This window comes from Jiella sp. M17.18 (assembly GCF_041027365.1).
Classification (GTDB): Bacteria; Pseudomonadota; Alphaproteobacteria; order Rhizobiales; family Rhizobiaceae; genus VKMB-3413.
The window spans coordinates 54,035-68,475 of the sequence record NZ_JBFTEH010000004.1; the positions used below are offsets into that span (position 1 = coordinate 54,035).

At 68.4% G+C, this 14,441-nt stretch carries 14 protein-coding genes; 8 read left to right on the forward strand and 6 right to left on the reverse strand.

What is annotated here, in order from left to right; genetic code table 11:
- The first annotated feature begins 204 nt into the window (after positions 1-204).
- Entirely contained in the window at positions 205-675 is a 471-nt protein-coding gene (locus AB5S17_RS09125; RefSeq protein WP_369238455.1) for a DUF3828 domain-containing protein, read from the forward strand.
- 69 nt (positions 676-744) lie between these two features.
- On the opposite strand, the gene AB5S17_RS09130 is transcribed toward AB5S17_RS09125, so the two are convergent.
- Positions 745-936 (reverse strand): DUF2735 domain-containing protein, encoded by a 192-nt coding sequence (locus AB5S17_RS09130; protein ID WP_369238457.1) that lies wholly within the window; start codon positions 934-936, stop codon positions 745-747.
- A gap of 390 nt (positions 937-1,326) precedes the next feature.
- On the opposite strand from AB5S17_RS09130, the gene AB5S17_RS09135 reads away from it, so the two are divergent.
- Positions 1,327-2,367 (forward strand): glutamine synthetase beta-grasp domain-containing protein, encoded by a 1,041-nt coding sequence (locus AB5S17_RS09135; RefSeq protein ID WP_369238459.1) that lies wholly within the window; start codon positions 1,327-1,329, stop codon positions 2,365-2,367.
- A gap of 144 nt (positions 2,368-2,511) precedes the next feature.
- On the opposite strand, the gene speB is transcribed toward AB5S17_RS09135, so the two are convergent.
- The gene (gene speB / locus AB5S17_RS09140; protein WP_369238461.1) at positions 2,512-3,474 is read right to left on the reverse strand and encodes an agmatinase; all 963 of its coding nucleotides are present in this window, start codon (positions 3,472-3,474) and stop codon (positions 2,512-2,514) included.
- Positions 3,475-3,700: 226 nt separating this feature from the next.
- On the opposite strand from speB, the gene AB5S17_RS09145 reads away from it, so the two are divergent.
- Both AB5S17_RS09145 and AB5S17_RS09150 read left to right on the forward strand, forming a co-directional pair.
- Positions 3,701-4,048: a DUF952 domain-containing protein gene (locus AB5S17_RS09145; protein WP_369238463.1), complete on the forward strand. Its 348-nt coding sequence runs from the start codon at positions 3,701-3,703 to the stop codon at positions 4,046-4,048.
- A complete protein-coding gene (locus tag AB5S17_RS09150; protein WP_369238465.1) occupies positions 4,045-5,148 on the forward strand; it encodes a quinone-dependent dihydroorotate dehydrogenase in 1,104 nt (367 codons plus the stop codon). The genes AB5S17_RS09145 and AB5S17_RS09150 overlap by 4 nt, the downstream gene beginning before the upstream one ends.
- Positions 5,149-5,210: 62 nt before the next feature.
- Here the strand turns inward: AB5S17_RS09150 and AB5S17_RS09155 are convergent, their stop codons facing one another.
- A complete protein-coding gene (locus tag AB5S17_RS09155) occupies positions 5,211-6,602 on the reverse strand; it encodes an MATE family efflux transporter (RefSeq protein WP_369238467.1) in 1,392 nt (463 codons plus the stop codon).
- A 79-nt stretch (positions 6,603-6,681) separates the two neighbouring features.
- Here AB5S17_RS09155 and AB5S17_RS09160 point away from each other — a divergent pair, with 79 nt between their 5' ends.
- The 3 genes from AB5S17_RS09160 to AB5S17_RS09170 all read left to right on the forward strand — a co-directional run bounded on the left by AB5S17_RS09160 (position 6,682) and on the right by AB5S17_RS09170 (position 8,529).
- Positions 6,682-7,584, forward strand: a complete 903-nt coding sequence (locus AB5S17_RS09160) for a histone deacetylase (protein ID WP_369238469.1) — start codon at positions 6,682-6,684, stop codon at positions 7,582-7,584.
- Positions 7,585-7,678: 94 nt separating this feature from the next.
- On the forward strand, positions 7,679-7,879 hold the full coding sequence (locus AB5S17_RS09165) for a hypothetical protein (protein ID WP_369238471.1): 201 nt from the start codon (positions 7,679-7,681) through the stop codon (positions 7,877-7,879).
- Positions 7,880-8,016: 137 nt separating this feature from the next.
- On the forward strand, positions 8,017-8,529 hold the full coding sequence (locus AB5S17_RS09170; RefSeq protein WP_369238473.1) for a hypothetical protein: 513 nt from the start codon (positions 8,017-8,019) through the stop codon (positions 8,527-8,529).
- Positions 8,530-8,538: 9 nt separating this feature from the next.
- On the opposite strand, the gene AB5S17_RS09175 is transcribed toward AB5S17_RS09170, so the two are convergent.
- A complete protein-coding gene (locus AB5S17_RS09175) occupies positions 8,539-8,814 on the reverse strand; it encodes a DUF6460 domain-containing protein (RefSeq protein WP_369238475.1) in 276 nt (91 codons plus the stop codon).
- A gap of 279 nt (positions 8,815-9,093) precedes the next feature.
- Here AB5S17_RS09175 and AB5S17_RS09180 point away from each other — a divergent pair, with 279 nt between their 5' ends.
- The gene (locus AB5S17_RS09180; RefSeq protein ID WP_369238477.1) at positions 9,094-10,458 is read left to right on the forward strand and encodes a sugar porter family MFS transporter; all 1,365 of its coding nucleotides are present in this window, start codon (positions 9,094-9,096) and stop codon (positions 10,456-10,458) included.
- A gap of 219 nt (positions 10,459-10,677) precedes the next feature.
- Here AB5S17_RS09180 and AB5S17_RS09185 read toward each other — a convergent pair whose 3' ends face one another.
- Positions 10,678-11,877, reverse strand: a complete 1,200-nt coding sequence (locus AB5S17_RS09185) for a pyridoxal phosphate-dependent aminotransferase (RefSeq protein WP_369238480.1) — start codon at positions 11,875-11,877, stop codon at positions 10,678-10,680.
- A gap of 321 nt (positions 11,878-12,198) precedes the next feature.
- Complete coding sequence (locus AB5S17_RS09190) at positions 12,199-14,361, reverse strand: OmpA family protein (RefSeq protein ID WP_369238482.1); 2,163 nt, start codon at positions 14,359-14,361, stop codon at positions 12,199-12,201.
- Between the last annotated feature and the right edge of the window lie 80 nt (positions 14,362-14,441).

Sequence of the window (14,441 nt, forward strand, 5' to 3'; positions counted from 1 at the left end):
CCGCCCCGTCTGTCGAACGGCGTCAGCGGCGGCGAAAGCACGGGCAGGAGCAGCGGCCCCGATCCAGCTTCAGCCGAGCTGTGGGCGATATCGTCGGCGCGCTCGGCCGCGCGAGGAAGAAGAGCCGTCATCCTCCCGTCTTTCTTGCGGTGGATGACGTCCCCGGGCAGCTTCGCGCCACCATCATCGAGGATCCGCTCCCCCATGTCTTTCCGCACCCGACGCGGCTGCGTCAATCTGGTCCTGGTCGGATGGCTCGCTCTGGGAAGCTCGGCTCTGCCGGCCTGTGCGGCCGACACGAGCCTCAAGGGCGCCGTCGAGACCGTGCGATCCTTCTACATCCATCCCGATGCCGACGAGCGGGATGCGAGCCGCTTCGTCGACCCGGCGCTCGAGACGATCAAGCGGGCGAATTCCGGTCCGGCCGGCGAAGAGAGCTGCCTCGACTTCTCCTTCGTGTTCGACGGCCAGGACTTCGACGCCGAGGAGGTCGCCAAGACGCTGACGCTCGACGCCAAGGCCGATGGCGGCAAGGCGATCGTGACCGCCGACTTCAAGAACTTCGGCCAGGACGAGAACCTCGTCTGGACGCTGGTGCAGAAGGACGGCGCCTGGAAGGTCGCCGACGTCGAGAGCGTCATCGGCGAGTGGACGCTGGGCGGCCTCTGTCGCTGAGCCAGCCGCAGCCAGCGGCGGCCGCGCCGCCGATTGCCGCGCGAGCATCGACAGCCGGCTCTGCCCCGGTCAGGACTTCCGCGTCCTGTCGGCCTCGCGCAACGCTTCCTCGTGATACCAGCAGCCGTCGAGAATCACCGGCTTGCGCACGGCTGGCTGGATCTCGGCATAGCGGGGGCTGCGGCTTTCCTGCCGTGGCTCGCGCCGCCGGACGGGGAAGGGGATGATCGTCGCCGAGGGATGGCTGGTGGTCTCGCGCATGGCTCTCTCACATGTCGATCGAAATCCGGATCGCTCTTCCGTTGAGGATGTATCTGCTTATCAGATAGGCAATGTGATTAAAAGAAAATCACCTTGTCGCCGGATTTCGCGGAGAGCCCGATGGGGCTGGTCGTCCTGTGCGTCTATCTGGAGTCAGGGATGATCGCTCGGGACGCGGCTCCGGCGCCGGATCGTCCGGCTCTTCAGGGACAACGGACGGGACGTGTCGGTGTTCCGCGGCGCTTTTGCCGGCGGGCGCCGAAATTGGCACGGCTCATGCATGTGGTTCTCACGGACGCTGATTGGTCCGGCCGCTCTCGGTGGTCGGGCGCGCCGGACCCGATCTGCAGACCACTGGACCACCCGCATCAACGCACGAGACCTGCTGACATGACGAAGTACAAACTCGAATATATCTGGCTGGACGGCTACACGCCTGTCCCGAACCTGCGCGGCAAGACCAAGATCGCGGAGTTCGACGCCATGCCGACGCTGGAGGAGCTGCCGCTCTGGGGCTTCGACGGCTCGTCCACCATGCAGGCCGAGGGCCACAGCTCCGACTGCGTGCTGAAGCCGGTCGCCCGCTTCCCCGATCCCGCCCGCACCAACGGCGTCCTGGTGATGTGCGAAGTCATGATGCCGGACGGCGTCACCCCGCATCCGACCAACAGTCGCGCCACCGTTCTCGACGATGACGGCGCCTGGTTCGGCTTCGAGCAGGAGTACTTCTTCTACAAGGACGGCCGCCCGCTCGGCTTCCCGCTGCAGGGCTATCCCGAGCCGCAGGGCAAGTACTACACCGGCGTCGGCTACAGCGCGGTAGGCGACGTCGCCCGCGAGATCGTTGAGAAGCATCTCGACCAGTGCCTCGCGGCCGGCATCAACCACGAGGGCATCAACGCGGAAGTCGCCAAGGGCCAGTGGGAATTCCAGATTTTCGGCAAGGGCTCCAAGAAGGCCGCCGACCAGATGTGGGTCGCCCGCTACCTGCTGATGCGCATCTGCGAGAGCTACGGCATCGACATCGAGTGGCACTGCAAGCCGCTCGGCGACACCGACTGGAACGGCTCGGGCATGCACTGCAACTTCTCGACCGCCCATATGCGTGAAGTCGGCGGCAAGGAGTATTTCGAGGCGCTGATGGCGCAGTTCGACAAGAACCTGCACGACCACATCGCCGTCTACGGCCCGGACAACCACATGCGCCTGACTGGCAAGCACGAGACGGCGCCGTGGAACAAGTTCTCCTACGGCATCGCCGATCGCGGCGCCTCGGTCCGCGTGCCGCACTCCTTCGTCAACAACGGCTATCGCGGTTATCTCGAGGATCGCCGGCCGAACTCGCAGGGCGACCCGTACGCCATCGCCTCGCAGATCCTGAAGACGATCTCGGAAGTGCCGCTCGGCGCCGCCGCCGCTGCCGCCGCTTGAGCGGATGAACATCGGCCGCTCCGCTCGCCGGAGCGGCTGACGACATAAGCAAGGCCGGGTGCGACGGTGATGTCGCGCCCGGCCTTTTGGCCTTCGTGGGCGCCTGCGGCGGGGCCGGCCCGCTTGCCGGCCGCCGCGCGGCGGTCAGAGCGGCTGGCGCAGCACGGCCGCCTCGGCCGCGACGCACAGGAGTTCGAACAGCATCGTCGCGCCGGTGAGCGCGGTCAGCCCGCTCGAATCGAGCGGCGGCGAGACCTCCACCAGGTCCGCTCCCACGATGTCGACGCCGGCGAGTTCGCGCACCAGCGCCTGCGCCTGGAAGGTCGAGATGCCGCCGATCTCCGGCGTGCCGGTGCCGGGCGCGAAGGCCGGGTCGATGACGTCGATGTCGAAGGAGACGTAGGTCGGCCGTGTACCGGCCATCTCGCGCGCCTCCGCCATGACGTCGGAAATGCCGCGCCGCATCAGCTCCTCGATGAAGATCAGCCGGATGCCCTCGGCCCGCGCGAAGTCGTAGTTCGCCGCGCTCGAGATCGCGCCTCTCAGGCCGATCTGCACCATATGCTTGGGGTCGAGCAGGCCTTCCTCCACCGCCCGCCGGAACGGCGTGCCGTGATTGTAGCGATTGCCGAAGAAGTCGTCATAAGTATCGGAATGCGCGTCGAAATGAATGAGCCCGAGCGGCCCGCCCTTGGCGACGCCGCGAAGGATCGGCAGGGTGATCAGATGATCGCCGCCGGCGGTCAACGGTACCGCGCCGGCGGCCGTGACGGCTCTGTAGAACCCGGTGATCAGCTCGAGGCTCTCCCCGGGATCGACCGGGTTGACCGGCGCATCGCCGCAGTCGGCGACGCGCACCAGGTCGAAGGGCGAGCGCAGGGTGGCGTGGTGGACCCGGCGCACCAGGCTCGACTGGTTGCGGATCTCGCGCGGCCCGTGCCGGGCGCCCGTCCGATTCGTCGTGCCGCCGTCGAAGGGAATGCCGAGGAGCGCGATGTCGACCTCCTCCGGCGCCGCGATCGGCAGGCGCATGAAGGTCGCCGGCCCGGAAAAGCGCGGCACCGCACCGGAATCGAGCGGCTGGAAACGGGACAGATCGGTCGCCATGACGGGAACTCCACAAGAGGCGGAGGCCATACTCCGAGAGCGGCCGCGCCCTGTCCAGCCTTGCCGCCGAGGTGCCGGGCCGCATCCAGCCGAGCGACCCGGCACCCTTTCCGGCCACGACAACGCGAGGGGGCGTGGCGCGCCGAACGGGCGCGGAACCTTTGGCCCCTGCGGCAGACGCGCGCGGCCGATTGACGGCGGCCGCTTTGTTTGCCAACGGTTTGCCATGGAACAGCCCATCTACAAGATTGTGCCCCGCGACATGTGGGAAGCCGCGCAGGCGAAGGGCGTCTTCGACGGCGCGCCGGTGGACAAGGCCGACGGCTACATCCACTTCTCGACCAGCGCGCAGGTGCGCGAGACGGCCGAGAAGCATTTTTCGGGGCAGCACGGGCTCGTCCTCGTCGCTGTCGACCCGGAGAAGCTCGGCGAAGCGCTGAAATACGAGCGCTCGCGCGGCGGTGCGCTGTTCCCGCATCTCTATGCGGATCTGCCGCTCTCGGCCGTGCTCTGGACCGAGGACCTGCCGGTCGGGCAGGACGGCTATCACCTCTTTCCGGGCTCGATGCGATGACGAAGTGGTACCGGCTGGCGCGGCCGGTGCTGTTCCGCCTGGATCCCGAGCGCGTGCACGGGCTGTCGATCGACGCGCTGCGGCGCGGTCTGGTGCCGCGCCTCGACATTCCCGTCGACGACCGGCTGCGCACCAGGGTCGCCGGCATCTCCTTTCCCAATCCGCTCGGCCTTGCCGCCGGCTACGACAAGAATGCCGAGGTGCCGGATGCGGCGCTGAGGCTCGGCTTCGGCTTCGTCGAGGTCGGCACGCTGACGCCGCTGCCGCAGGAGGGCAATCCGAAGCCGCGGATCTTCCGGCTGGAAAAGCACAAGGCGGTGATCAACCGGCTCGGCTTCAACAACGAAGGCCATGCGGAGGCGGTGGAGCGGCTCGCCGCGCGCGCGCGAAAGGCCGGGATCGTCGGCGTGAACATCGGCGCCAACAAGGATTCCGAAGATCGCATCGCCGACTATGTCGAGGGCGTCAACGCCTTCGAGAGCTTCGCGAGCTATCTCACCATCAACATCTCCTCGCCGAACACGCCGGGCCTCCGCGGGCTGCAGACCGGTGACGACCTCGACCGGCTGCTGAAGTCGGTCGTCGCCGCCCGCAACGGCTTTGCCGCCCTGAACGCTTCCGCGAAGAAGCCCGTCTTCGTGAAGGTCGCGCCGGATCTGAGCGAGGATCAGGTCTGGGAGATCGCCGAGGCCGCGAAGAAGCGCGGGGTGGACGGGCTGATCGTCTCGAACACGACCCTGTCGCGGGCGGAGGTCGCCGGCGACCCGCTGGAAGGTGAGGCGGGCGGCCTCTCCGGCGCACCGCTGCTCGACCGCTCGACGCACGTGCTGGCGCAGTTCCGCCGCGCCGTCGGGCCGGACCTGCCGCTGATCGGCGTCGGCGGGGTGCACGACGCCAAGAGCGCGATCCGCAAGATCGAGGCCGGCGCCGACCTCGTCCAGCTCTATACCGGCCTCGTCTATGGCGGCCCGGGGCTGCCGTCGAAGATCCTCGCCGGGATCCTGCGCTATCTCGAGCGCCAGGACCTCCACCACGTCTCGGAACTGCGCGACCGGCGGCTGGAGGAGGAACTGGAGGCCCCGCCGCCCGTCGCGGCCTGAGGCAACGTCCGTCCGGCTCCAGAGCCGCTCGATCCGGCGCCCGCCCGGGCTGTCCGGTAGTGTCAGGGGACCGTCGGCGCGAAAGCCTGCCGCCGGCGCTTCGGCAGGACGGCGAGAAGGCTGAGGCCGCGGGTGCCGAGGAACAGCTCCATCGCGATCCACAGGCCGTGATTGCCGAGGATCGGCGTCAGGCCGTAGGCGCTCGCGACGAACAGGGCGAGCGAGAGGATCATCATGTCGCGCATCGTGTGCGACCAGGTCGCGCCGATATAGACCCCGTCCATGATGAAGGCGAGCGCGCCGGCGAGCGGCGTCAGCGCCGCCCAGACGAGATAGTCGGCGGCAGTCGTACGCACGCCGGCATCGGTGGTGAGAAAGGCGACGACGGCATTGCCGCCGGCGAGGAAGACGCCGCCGGTGAGGACGCCGAGGCCGAGGCCCCAGGCGATGGTCAGGCGCGTCGCGCGGTCGAAGGCGGGGCGCCAGTTGGCGCCGATGGCGCGGCCGATCAGCTGCTCGGCGGCGGTCGCCATGCCGTCGAGGAAGAACGAGCCGATCATGAAGAGGTTCATCAGGATGCCGTTCGCCGCCAGCATGGTCGCGCCGAAGCTCGCGCCGATCCGGGTGAACAGGGTGAAGGCGGTGAGAAGGCAGAGCGAGCGGATCATGATGTCGCGGTTGACGGCGATCATCCGGACGAAGCCCGCCCGCTCGAAGATCTCCCGCCGCGACGCGCGCTCCGACCCGTCGAAGCCGCGCAGCACCACGACCAGCCCGACCAGCGCGCCGGCCGCCTCGCCGCAGACCGTGCCGAGCGCGACGCCGGCGACGCCCCAGCCGAGGACGAGGCCGAACAGGATCGACAGGCAGATATTGGTGCCGTTGACCACGAGCTGCAGGGCGAGACCGAGACTGCCGCGGCCGCGCCCCAGCACATGGCCGAGGATGGCGTAGTTGAGGAGCGCGAAGGGCGCCGAGAACATCCGCACGAAGACATAGGTCTCGACCGTCGCGGTGACCCCCGGACCCGGCGCGACGGCGAGGAGGCCGAGCCGCACGGCGAGTGGTTCGAGAGCCAGCAGCGCGAGGCCGAGGCCGACCGCGAGCAGCGCGGCGCGCACGAACACCGCGTGGATCTCGCGCCGGTTGCCGGCCCCCACGGCCTGCGCCGTCAGGCCGGTCGTGCCGGAGCGCAGGAAATTGCAGACGGAGAAGGCGAAGTCGAAGATCAGCGATCCGACGGCCAGCCCGCCGAGCGCCGCAGCATCGCCGATCCGTCCGACCACCGCCGTGTCGGTCAGCCCGAGCAGCGGCGTCGTCAGGAAGGCGAAGGTCATCGGCAGCGTGATCGCCCAGACGTCGCGATGCGTGACGTCGAAGCGGCGGTCGGTCCCGCCTGCGGCACCGGAACCGGTTTCAGGTCTGTCGATGGCTTCGTCCGGCGCGCGCTGCATGGTGCTGCGATGGCATTGCGCGCCGCGCCGCGCAAGCGCGAACTCCCGCTCCCGGCATAACCTCCTATGTAGAGCGGCCATGCCGGTCCCGATCGTTCACCACCCCGCCTTCGACGCCCTGTTCGACGCGCATCATCGCTTCCCGATGTCGAAGTTCACCCGGCTCGCGGAGATCCTGATCGAGGACGGGGTCGTCGGCGAGGGGCGCTTCCACGTGCCGGCGCCGGCGCTGCCGACATGGCTGCGGCTCGCCCACGATCCCCGCTATGTCGACCAGGTGCTGCACCAGGCGGTGCCGCCGGCGATGGAGAAGGCGATCGGCTTCAAGGTCGACGAGCGCGTGGCGATGCGCTCGCGCTGCGCCACCGGAGGGACGGTGCTCGCCGCGCGTCTGGCGCTCGCCGAGGGCCTTGCCTGCAACACCGCCGGCGGCAGCCACCATTCGGCCCGGGACGGCGGCGCCGGCTTCTCGGTCTTCAACGACGTGGCGGTGGCGGCGTCGGTGCTCCTCGCCGACGGCGACGTCGGCCGTGTCCTCGTCGTCGACTGCGACGTGCACCAGGGCGACGGCACCGCGAAGATCTTCTCGGGCGAGCCGCGTGTCTTCACCCTGTCGCTGCACGGCGAGAAGAACTACCCGGTCCGCAAGGCGATCTCGGATCTCGACGTGCCGCTGCCGGACGGTACCGGCGACGCCGCCTACCTGGAAGTGCTCGGCGCGGCTCTGGGGAAAGCCTTCGAAGCCGCCAAGCCCGACATCGCCTTCTACAATGCCGGCGTCGATCCGCATGCGGAGGATCGCCTCGGTCGGCTGTCGCTCACCGACGATGGCCTCGCCGAGCGCGACCGCCGCGTCCTCGGCTTCTTCCGCGACAGGGACATTCCCGTCGCGGCGGTGATCGGCGGCGGCTACTCCCGCGACATCGACCGCCTGGCCCGGCGCCACACGATCATCCACCGTGTGGCGCGGGAGTTTGGGTGAAAAATCTACTCCGCGGCCCTCCGTTGAATTACGTAGAGGAAGATTGTACTCTATACAAGAAAACGTTGTGAGTGACTGCCGCTTGGAGCCCCATATGCCCGACGAAGCGCCGGATGCCGTTGCCCGAAATTTCTCTGTCAAAGATGTTCGAATTGGTGTTGCGGATTCCGCCGGAAACCACATTGATCGAGTGTACTTGAAGGTTGAAGATCTGGCGATCTATCGCGCGAGCCGCGTCGTGTGCGTGCAATTCTCGGATGATGTCGAACAGCGAAAAAGCAGCAGAACGCGGTGAGGCCGTTGCTGTCTCGTCGGGCGAAACTCGAGTACCTCGCGAGCGGCGTCGAGCGAACGACGGAATTTCGTCAATCTCAGATCGCCACGGCGATCCGGTTAGCCGTTGATGGCGCTGGTCAAGAAGCAAGTTCGCTCATGGACGACGCCATCACCAGCGTGATCCAGGAAAGACTCCTCCTGGGGCGAATGTCCTATACCGGATGCGCAGTGACGGTTGCTGGTGTGCTAGTTTTACTCAGTGTGTTCTGGGCGTCCCTCGACAAGAGCTTCGGTATTTTGGGAGTGGCGAGCATCTTCGGCACTCTCGGCGCATTCATGTCGATGGCCGTTGCTCTGAGGCGAAGGGCTGTATCGCCTGATCATCGCTGGCGACCAAACTTTTTTGACGCGGGATTGAGAACTCTCGTCGGGCTTTTGTCTGCCGTGGTGATTCTTGTTCTCATGCGGTCCGCACTTAATCCTGGGATCAAGATCGGCAGTTTCGATCCCGGCGCCCTAAAGGAGCCAAGTATCTACACGATCGCGATCATCGGCTTCCTGGCGGGATTCTTCGAACGACTGCTGCCGGATTTTCTAAAGCCGTTCGATCCTGACAATACCGGGCAGAGCGGTTCATCGTCCCGGCCCGCCACTGCGGAACCTCACTGATGAAATCGCTCAGTACCGGCTGCGTCCCATCTTCAAAATCCGCGAGATCAGGAACACCGGCACGACGATCGCCGCGCCGAGCAGGAAGTAGTAGCCGGCGCGCTGAACCGAGCCGAACAGGCTGACCCACAGCCAGTCGAAGAAGTGGACCGCCCAGCGGACCACATCGTGCGGGTTCCACGACAGCCAGGACAGGATCAGCCCGACGACGACCGACAGGACGATCAGCCGCACCGCGACCGCGATCGGCGAGCCCCCGAGAAATCCTGTGATGCGATCGGACATCCGTGTCTACCTTCAGCCTTGGCCCTTCGGCCTGCAGGTAGGCGGCCACGCATTCGGCTGCAAGGCACGAGGCGCGCTTCGCCATGTTTCGCGGAGACGGCGGACCGGCTGCATCGCGGGGAGCGCGGCCCTTTCGTCCGCCCATGGAAGCTGCCGTCCCACCGGCTCGCCGCCTCTGTTCGCCAGCCATGAACGGTGCGGAGCGTTCTCGCCAGGAACAATCAGCTTTCCGAACAAGTTTCACGCGCACCTATCTGCGTCAGCGTGAAAGCGCCCATCATGAGTTTTCGGAAAATCGCGGCGACGGCCTCGCTCGGCGGCCTGCTTTTCGGCTACGACACCGGCGTCATCTCCGGCGCCCTGCCGTTCATCAAGGACCAGTACTCGCTGAGCCCGACCGACCAGGGGCTGGTGGTCTCCATCGCGCTGGCGGGCGCCGCGGTCGGCGCCGGCTTCGCAGGCGGCATCGCCGACAGCCTCGGGCGGCGGCGGGTGATCATCACCGCGGCGGCACTGTTCGTCGCCGGCGCACTGATCTGCGCGCTGGCACCGAGTTACTGGATCCTGCTCGCGGGACGCCTCGTCCTCGGCCTTGCCATCGGCGTCGCGTCCATGCTGACGCCGCTCTACCTCTCGGAGATGGCCCCGGCGGACAAGCGCGGCGCCGTCGTGTCGCTGAACCAGATGTGCATCACCAGCGGCATCCTCGGCTCCTACATCGTCGATTACCTCCTGTCCGGCTCCGGCACCGGCTGGCGCTGGATGCTGGGCCTCGGCGCGGTGCCGGGCCTGGTCCTCGGCATCGGCATGATCTTCCTGCCGGACAGCCCGCGCTGGCTGGCGGGGCAGGGCGAAATGAACGCCGCCCGCGACGCGCTCAACCGCATCAACGGACCGAAGGGCGTCGACACCCAGCTTCACGAACTGCGGACCGACCTCAAGCGCGAGAACGGCCGTGTCGCGCCCTGGTCGGAGATGTTCAGCGGCAAGGTGAAGTACGCGCTGATCGTCGGCGTCGGCCTCGCCATCTTCCAGCAGATCACCGGCATCAACACCGTGATCTACTTCGCCCCGACGATCTTCAACGCGGCGGGCCTGCCGAGCACGTCGGCCTCGATCCTCGCCACCGCCGGCGTCGGCGTCGTGAATGTGGTCATGACCTACGTCGCGCTGCGGCTGATCGACCGCGCCGGGCGCCGCTCGCTGCTGATCGTCGGGCTGATCGGCATGGCGGTGACGCTGGCGATCCTGTCGGCCGGCTTCTTCATCGGCAATTCCGGCGCGCTCGCCTGGATCACCACGCTGTCGGTCGCCGCCTATGTCGGCTTCTTCGCCATCGGCCTCGGCCCGGTGTTCTGGCTGCTCATCTCGGAGATCTTCCCGCTTGCCGTGCGCGGCCGCGGAATGTCGATGGCGACCGTTGCCAACTGGGTGGCCAATCTCGTCGTCAGCCAGGTCTTCCTCGTTCTGATCGACGGTATCGGCTCGGCCTCGACCTTCCTCCTCTTCGGCGTCCTGACGGTCGCCGCGCTCCTCTTCACGCTGCGGCTGGTGCCGGAGACCAAGGGGCGGTCGCTGGAGGAGATCGAGGCGGATCTCGGCGGCGAGGAGCATGCCCATGGCGGCGCCCGCGCCTCGGCGTGAGGGCCGGGGGAGAGCGGCGGGAGGCATAGCCTCTCGCCAGCCCCGGCACGCCCCGAGGTGTGACGGAGAAGTTCGAGGTGCGGGCCCGAACGCTCCCGAGTTCGCCGCGATGCGTCCTCGTCAGTGCCTCCGGGTGTCAGCCTGCCGACCACGGTCCTGCGAGTAGCTTCAACCTCGCCGAAACAGCGGAAGGACGCGCAGCAAGGACGGAGAGGGCGTTCAGCTCCTCGCCGGATGCTCCGCGAGGAACGTCCCCATCCGTTCCAGCGCGCGACGGATGTTCTCCTCGGAATTGGCGTAGGACAGCCGGACATAACCCTCGCCGAGCACGCCGAAGTCCGGGCCGCCGATCAGCGCGACGCCCGCCTCTTCGAGCAAAGCGGATGCGAGCTTCTTCGCCTTCCAGCCGGTCCCCTTGATGTTGGGGAAGGCGTAGAAGGCGCCCTTCGGCGTCGCGCATGTCACGCCCGGAAGCGCGTTCAGCCCCTCGACCACCACCTTCCGGCGCCGGTCGAAGGCCGCCATCATCGCCGCGACGTCGTCCTGCGGCCCGTCGATCGCGGCGATGCCGGCGAACTGGCTCTGCGCGTTGACGCAGGACCAGCAGTTCACCGCCAGCTTGCGGACATTGTCGTAGAGCTTGCGGCCCGCGCCGCCCGCCGGCCAGATCGACCAGCCGAGCCGCCAGCCGGTCATCGCCCAGGTCTTCGACCAGCCGTTCAGGACGATCAGCCGGTCGGCGATCTCCGGGAAGGCGAGGAGCGATGTCGCGGCCTCGCCGTCGTAGGTCATGACGTCGTAGATCTCGTCGGACAGGATGGCGACGTCCGGATGGTCGGCGAGCCCCTTCACCAGTTTTTCGATCTCGGCGCGCGGGGTGACCCCGCCGGTCGGATTGGCCGGCGAGTTGAGGATCAGGAGCCGCGTCTTCTCGGTGATCAGCGCCAGCGTCTCCTCGGCCGAGAAGGCGAAGCCGTTTTCCTCGCGGATCGGCACCGGCACGGGCGTCGCGCCGGTATATTCGATCATCGAGCGATAGATCGGGAAGCCGGGATCGGGATAGAGAATCTCCGCGCCCGGCTCGCCGAACATCACAATCGCCGCGAACATCGTCGGCTTGCCGCCCGGCATGATCATCACCTGCTCCGGCGAAACCTCGACTCCGGTGGTCGTCAGCGTCCGGCGCACCACCGCCTCGCGCGTCGCGAGCAGCCCCGTCGCCGGCGTGTAGCCGTGATGGCCGTCGCGCAGCGCCTTGACCGCCGCCTCGACGATATGGGCCGGCGTCGAGAAGTCCGGCTGGCCGATGCCGAGATTGATGACGTCCTTGCCGGACTGCTGCAGGGCTGTAGCCCGGGCGAGCACGGCGAAGGCGTTCTCTTCGCCGATGCGGTCGAAGGCGGCGGTGGTATGCAGCATGACGTTGGTCCGTTCCTCTCCCAGGCCGGCAGCGTTGATGCCGGCGCTCCGATCCTTGGACCGGGCGGGCCGATTTTGGCAAGTGAGCGGCGGCGGATCTCGAGGGATTGGGACGGGGCGCGGGACGGTGGCCCGCAGCTGGGCTCACCGACGGTGGCCGCGTGGGTGCCGACGTCGCGGCGCGCCGCCCGCCGCCGCTTCAGGGCATGCGCCGTTAGAGGATCGAAGTCGTCCGATCTCCGCTTCCGGACATGCAGGCGGCCGGCGCACCCTTCGCAGGGGGCGCCGGCCGTCGATGGGCGTCTCAGCCGCCTGGCGACGTCATCGCGCCGAGGTTTCGATCGGCTTCACCAGCGGCGTGATGCGCAGAACGGTGACCCGCCGGTTCTCCCGGCTCGGCCCCTGCGTGTCCACCTTCAGCCCCTGCTCACCATAGCCCTGCGCGACGAGGTTCTCCGGCGGGATGTCGAAGTGGTCGGTCAGCGCCGAGGCCACCGCCTGCGCGCGCTCGTCCGACAGGACGAGGTTGCTCTGGACGCTGCCGACGGCGTCGGTGTGGCCTTCGACGAGGAAGGTCTCCCCAGGGTTCTTGTCGATGATCTGGCCGATCGCCTGCGCCAGCGCCCTCAGCTTGCCGATCTGGTCCGGCGCGATGGTCGCCGAGCCTGTGTCGAAGTTGATCGTGTTGAGATCGATCCGGCGGACCTTCTCGCGAATGCGCTGGGAGCGCAGGACCTGGTCGAGCGAATAGATCCGATCCACCGTCTCGACCGGCGGAGCCGCCAGCGTCTCGTAATAGAGATGCTCGTCGGGCTGTTCCGGATCGACGATGTACTCGTCGCGCGGGATGTCCAGCCGCAGCGGCGGCAGGTCCGCGCCGGGATCGTGCCGCCAATAGTCGGGGCGGTCCGTACGGCCGGCGTCCGGATCGTAGAACAGCACGATCTCGCGGCCGCCGGGCAGCACCTTCGAGCGCTGGATGACGTCGCCATAGCGGTTGCGGATCGTCACCACCCGTACGCCGTCTGGGCGGACCACGGTGTAGCGGGTGCGATCGCCCGGCAGCCGCTCGGCATACTGGTCGCGCGCATGCTCGGCGATGCGGCTGTGATCGTCGTTCTGGATGAAGTAGGCCGCGGCGCCGCCGACAGCGGCACCGGCGATGCCCGCGCCGACGATCGACAGGATGTCGCGATTGCCGACGCGATCGACGACCTTGGCACCCGGAGGAACCTGCGGCTCGTCCGGCCGGCGATGATCGCCGCGCCGGTTATCGTGCCGGCGGTCTCCACCGGCTCTGCCCTTGCCGCCGTTGTTGTTGATCGTGATGTCGATCCGCTGACCTTCCTGCGAGCGCACCGACGGCACCTTCACCGGCTGCTGCAGCTTCTGGACCTCGGCGTCGCGGGCGTTGAGGTTTCCGTTCGACGGGGCGTTCTGCAGGTCGGCGGGAACGGGCTGCGGCGTGCGTGCAAGATCGCGACGCTCCTGCTGCGATCCGGGCTTCGTGTCGGCCGCGGGAGCGCCGTTCGGCCCTGCCAGAGTGGCTTTGGCATCGGCGTTCGGTGCCCCGGGAAGAGCTTTGTCGGGGCTGCCGTCCGGACCGCGCCGATGTTCGCCGGGCCGGCGGGGGGCGCCCTGCGACTGCTGCGAGGCAGCCGGAGCCGGCGCCTCGGTGTCGGGCGTGTTGTCCCGCGGCATCGGGGCCTTCGGCACGCCCGGCGGCTGTGCCGGCTGCGGCGTGCGGGAGGTGTCTGCGCCCGGACGATGGTCGCGGCGCGCGCCACGCGGCTCGCCGGGCTTCGGCTCGACCTTCGGCACGGCCTCCTCGACGCTGCCGGCGCTCGGCTGCGCCAGAGCCTTCGGCGTCGCGCCCGCCTGCGGCTGGGGCTCGCGCACGGCCGGGGCGAGATCGGGCGCGGCCTGGCCGGGTTTCGGCTTCGGCGGCGCCTGGTCGTGGGCCGTCGGGTGGCCGGCCTTTTCACCGGGAGCCGCCTGCGGGGCGCTCGGCTTCTTGGGCTCGGGCTTGTCGCCCGGCGGCTTCGGAGTCTTCTGCTGGCGCTGCTCGAACATCTTCTTCGAGTCGTGCTTATCTTGGGCCGCGGGCCGGTCCCTCGCGTGATCGGGGGCGCGAGCCTGATCCGGGCGGGGCTTCTGGCTGTCCGCCTCGCCGGCGCGCGGGGCGGGCGCATGATCCGCGGCCGGGGCGTTCTGTTCAGGCCGCTCGGCATGGCGCGGCGAGGTCTGCCCCTGGGCCTTGTCGGGCGCACGGTGCTCGGCGCCACGTTGCTCGCCCACTTGTGCGGCCTCGGGCTTCGGCTTGCGCGGCGGCTTGGCGTCTTTGCCCTCCGGCGGCGGCGGGGCCGCCTGGGCGAGGCGCACCGGCGGCTGCTGCGCCTGCGCGGCGAGGGGGCCGGACAATGCGGTCGACGCAGCGAGCGCCGCCACCCCGAGCAGTCTGCCGGCGCGGGTGAAACTGGACATCTGGATTGCCTTCTCGTTCTGGTCCCTTGGGCCCCTGAACACCCGGGATCGCCGAGATGTTTCGCCGCGACTTGATCGGG

What these genes read in the sequence shown, in the direction of transcription:
- AB5S17_RS09125 (WP_369238455.1), top strand. Translation starts at nt 205, where the DNA reads ATGTCTTTCCGCACCCGACGCGGCTGCGTCAATCTGGTCCTGGTCGGA.
- AB5S17_RS09130 (WP_369238457.1), bottom strand. Translation starts at nt 936, where the DNA reads ATGCGCGAGACCACCAGCCATCCCTCGGCGACGATCATCCCCTTCCCC.
- AB5S17_RS09135 (WP_369238459.1), top strand. Translation starts at nt 1,327, where the DNA reads ATGACGAAGTACAAACTCGAATATATCTGGCTGGACGGCTACACGCCT.
- speB (WP_369238461.1), bottom strand. Translation starts at nt 3,474, where the DNA reads ATGGCGACCGATCTGTCCCGTTTCCAGCCGCTCGATTCCGGTGCGGTG.
- AB5S17_RS09145 (WP_369238463.1), top strand. Translation starts at nt 3,701, where the DNA reads ATGGAACAGCCCATCTACAAGATTGTGCCCCGCGACATGTGGGAAGCC.
- AB5S17_RS09150 (WP_369238465.1), top strand. Translation starts at nt 4,045, where the DNA reads ATGACGAAGTGGTACCGGCTGGCGCGGCCGGTGCTGTTCCGCCTGGAT.
- AB5S17_RS09155 (WP_369238467.1), bottom strand. Translation starts at nt 6,602, where the DNA reads ATGCAGCGCGCGCCGGACGAAGCCATCGACAGACCTGAAACCGGTTCC.
- AB5S17_RS09160 (WP_369238469.1), top strand. Translation starts at nt 6,682, where the DNA reads ATGCCGGTCCCGATCGTTCACCACCCCGCCTTCGACGCCCTGTTCGAC.
- AB5S17_RS09165 (WP_369238471.1), top strand. Translation starts at nt 7,679, where the DNA reads ATGCCCGACGAAGCGCCGGATGCCGTTGCCCGAAATTTCTCTGTCAAA.
- AB5S17_RS09170 (WP_369238473.1), top strand. Translation starts at nt 8,017, where the DNA reads ATGGACGACGCCATCACCAGCGTGATCCAGGAAAGACTCCTCCTGGGG.
- AB5S17_RS09175 (WP_369238475.1), bottom strand. Translation starts at nt 8,814, where the DNA reads ATGTCCGATCGCATCACAGGATTTCTCGGGGGCTCGCCGATCGCGGTC.
- AB5S17_RS09180 (WP_369238477.1), top strand. Translation starts at nt 9,094, where the DNA reads ATGAGTTTTCGGAAAATCGCGGCGACGGCCTCGCTCGGCGGCCTGCTT.
- AB5S17_RS09185 (WP_369238480.1), bottom strand. Translation starts at nt 11,877, where the DNA reads ATGCTGCATACCACCGCCGCCTTCGACCGCATCGGCGAAGAGAACGCC.
- AB5S17_RS09190 (WP_369238482.1), bottom strand. Translation starts at nt 14,361, where the DNA reads ATGTCCAGTTTCACCCGCGCCGGCAGACTGCTCGGGGTGGCGGCGCTC.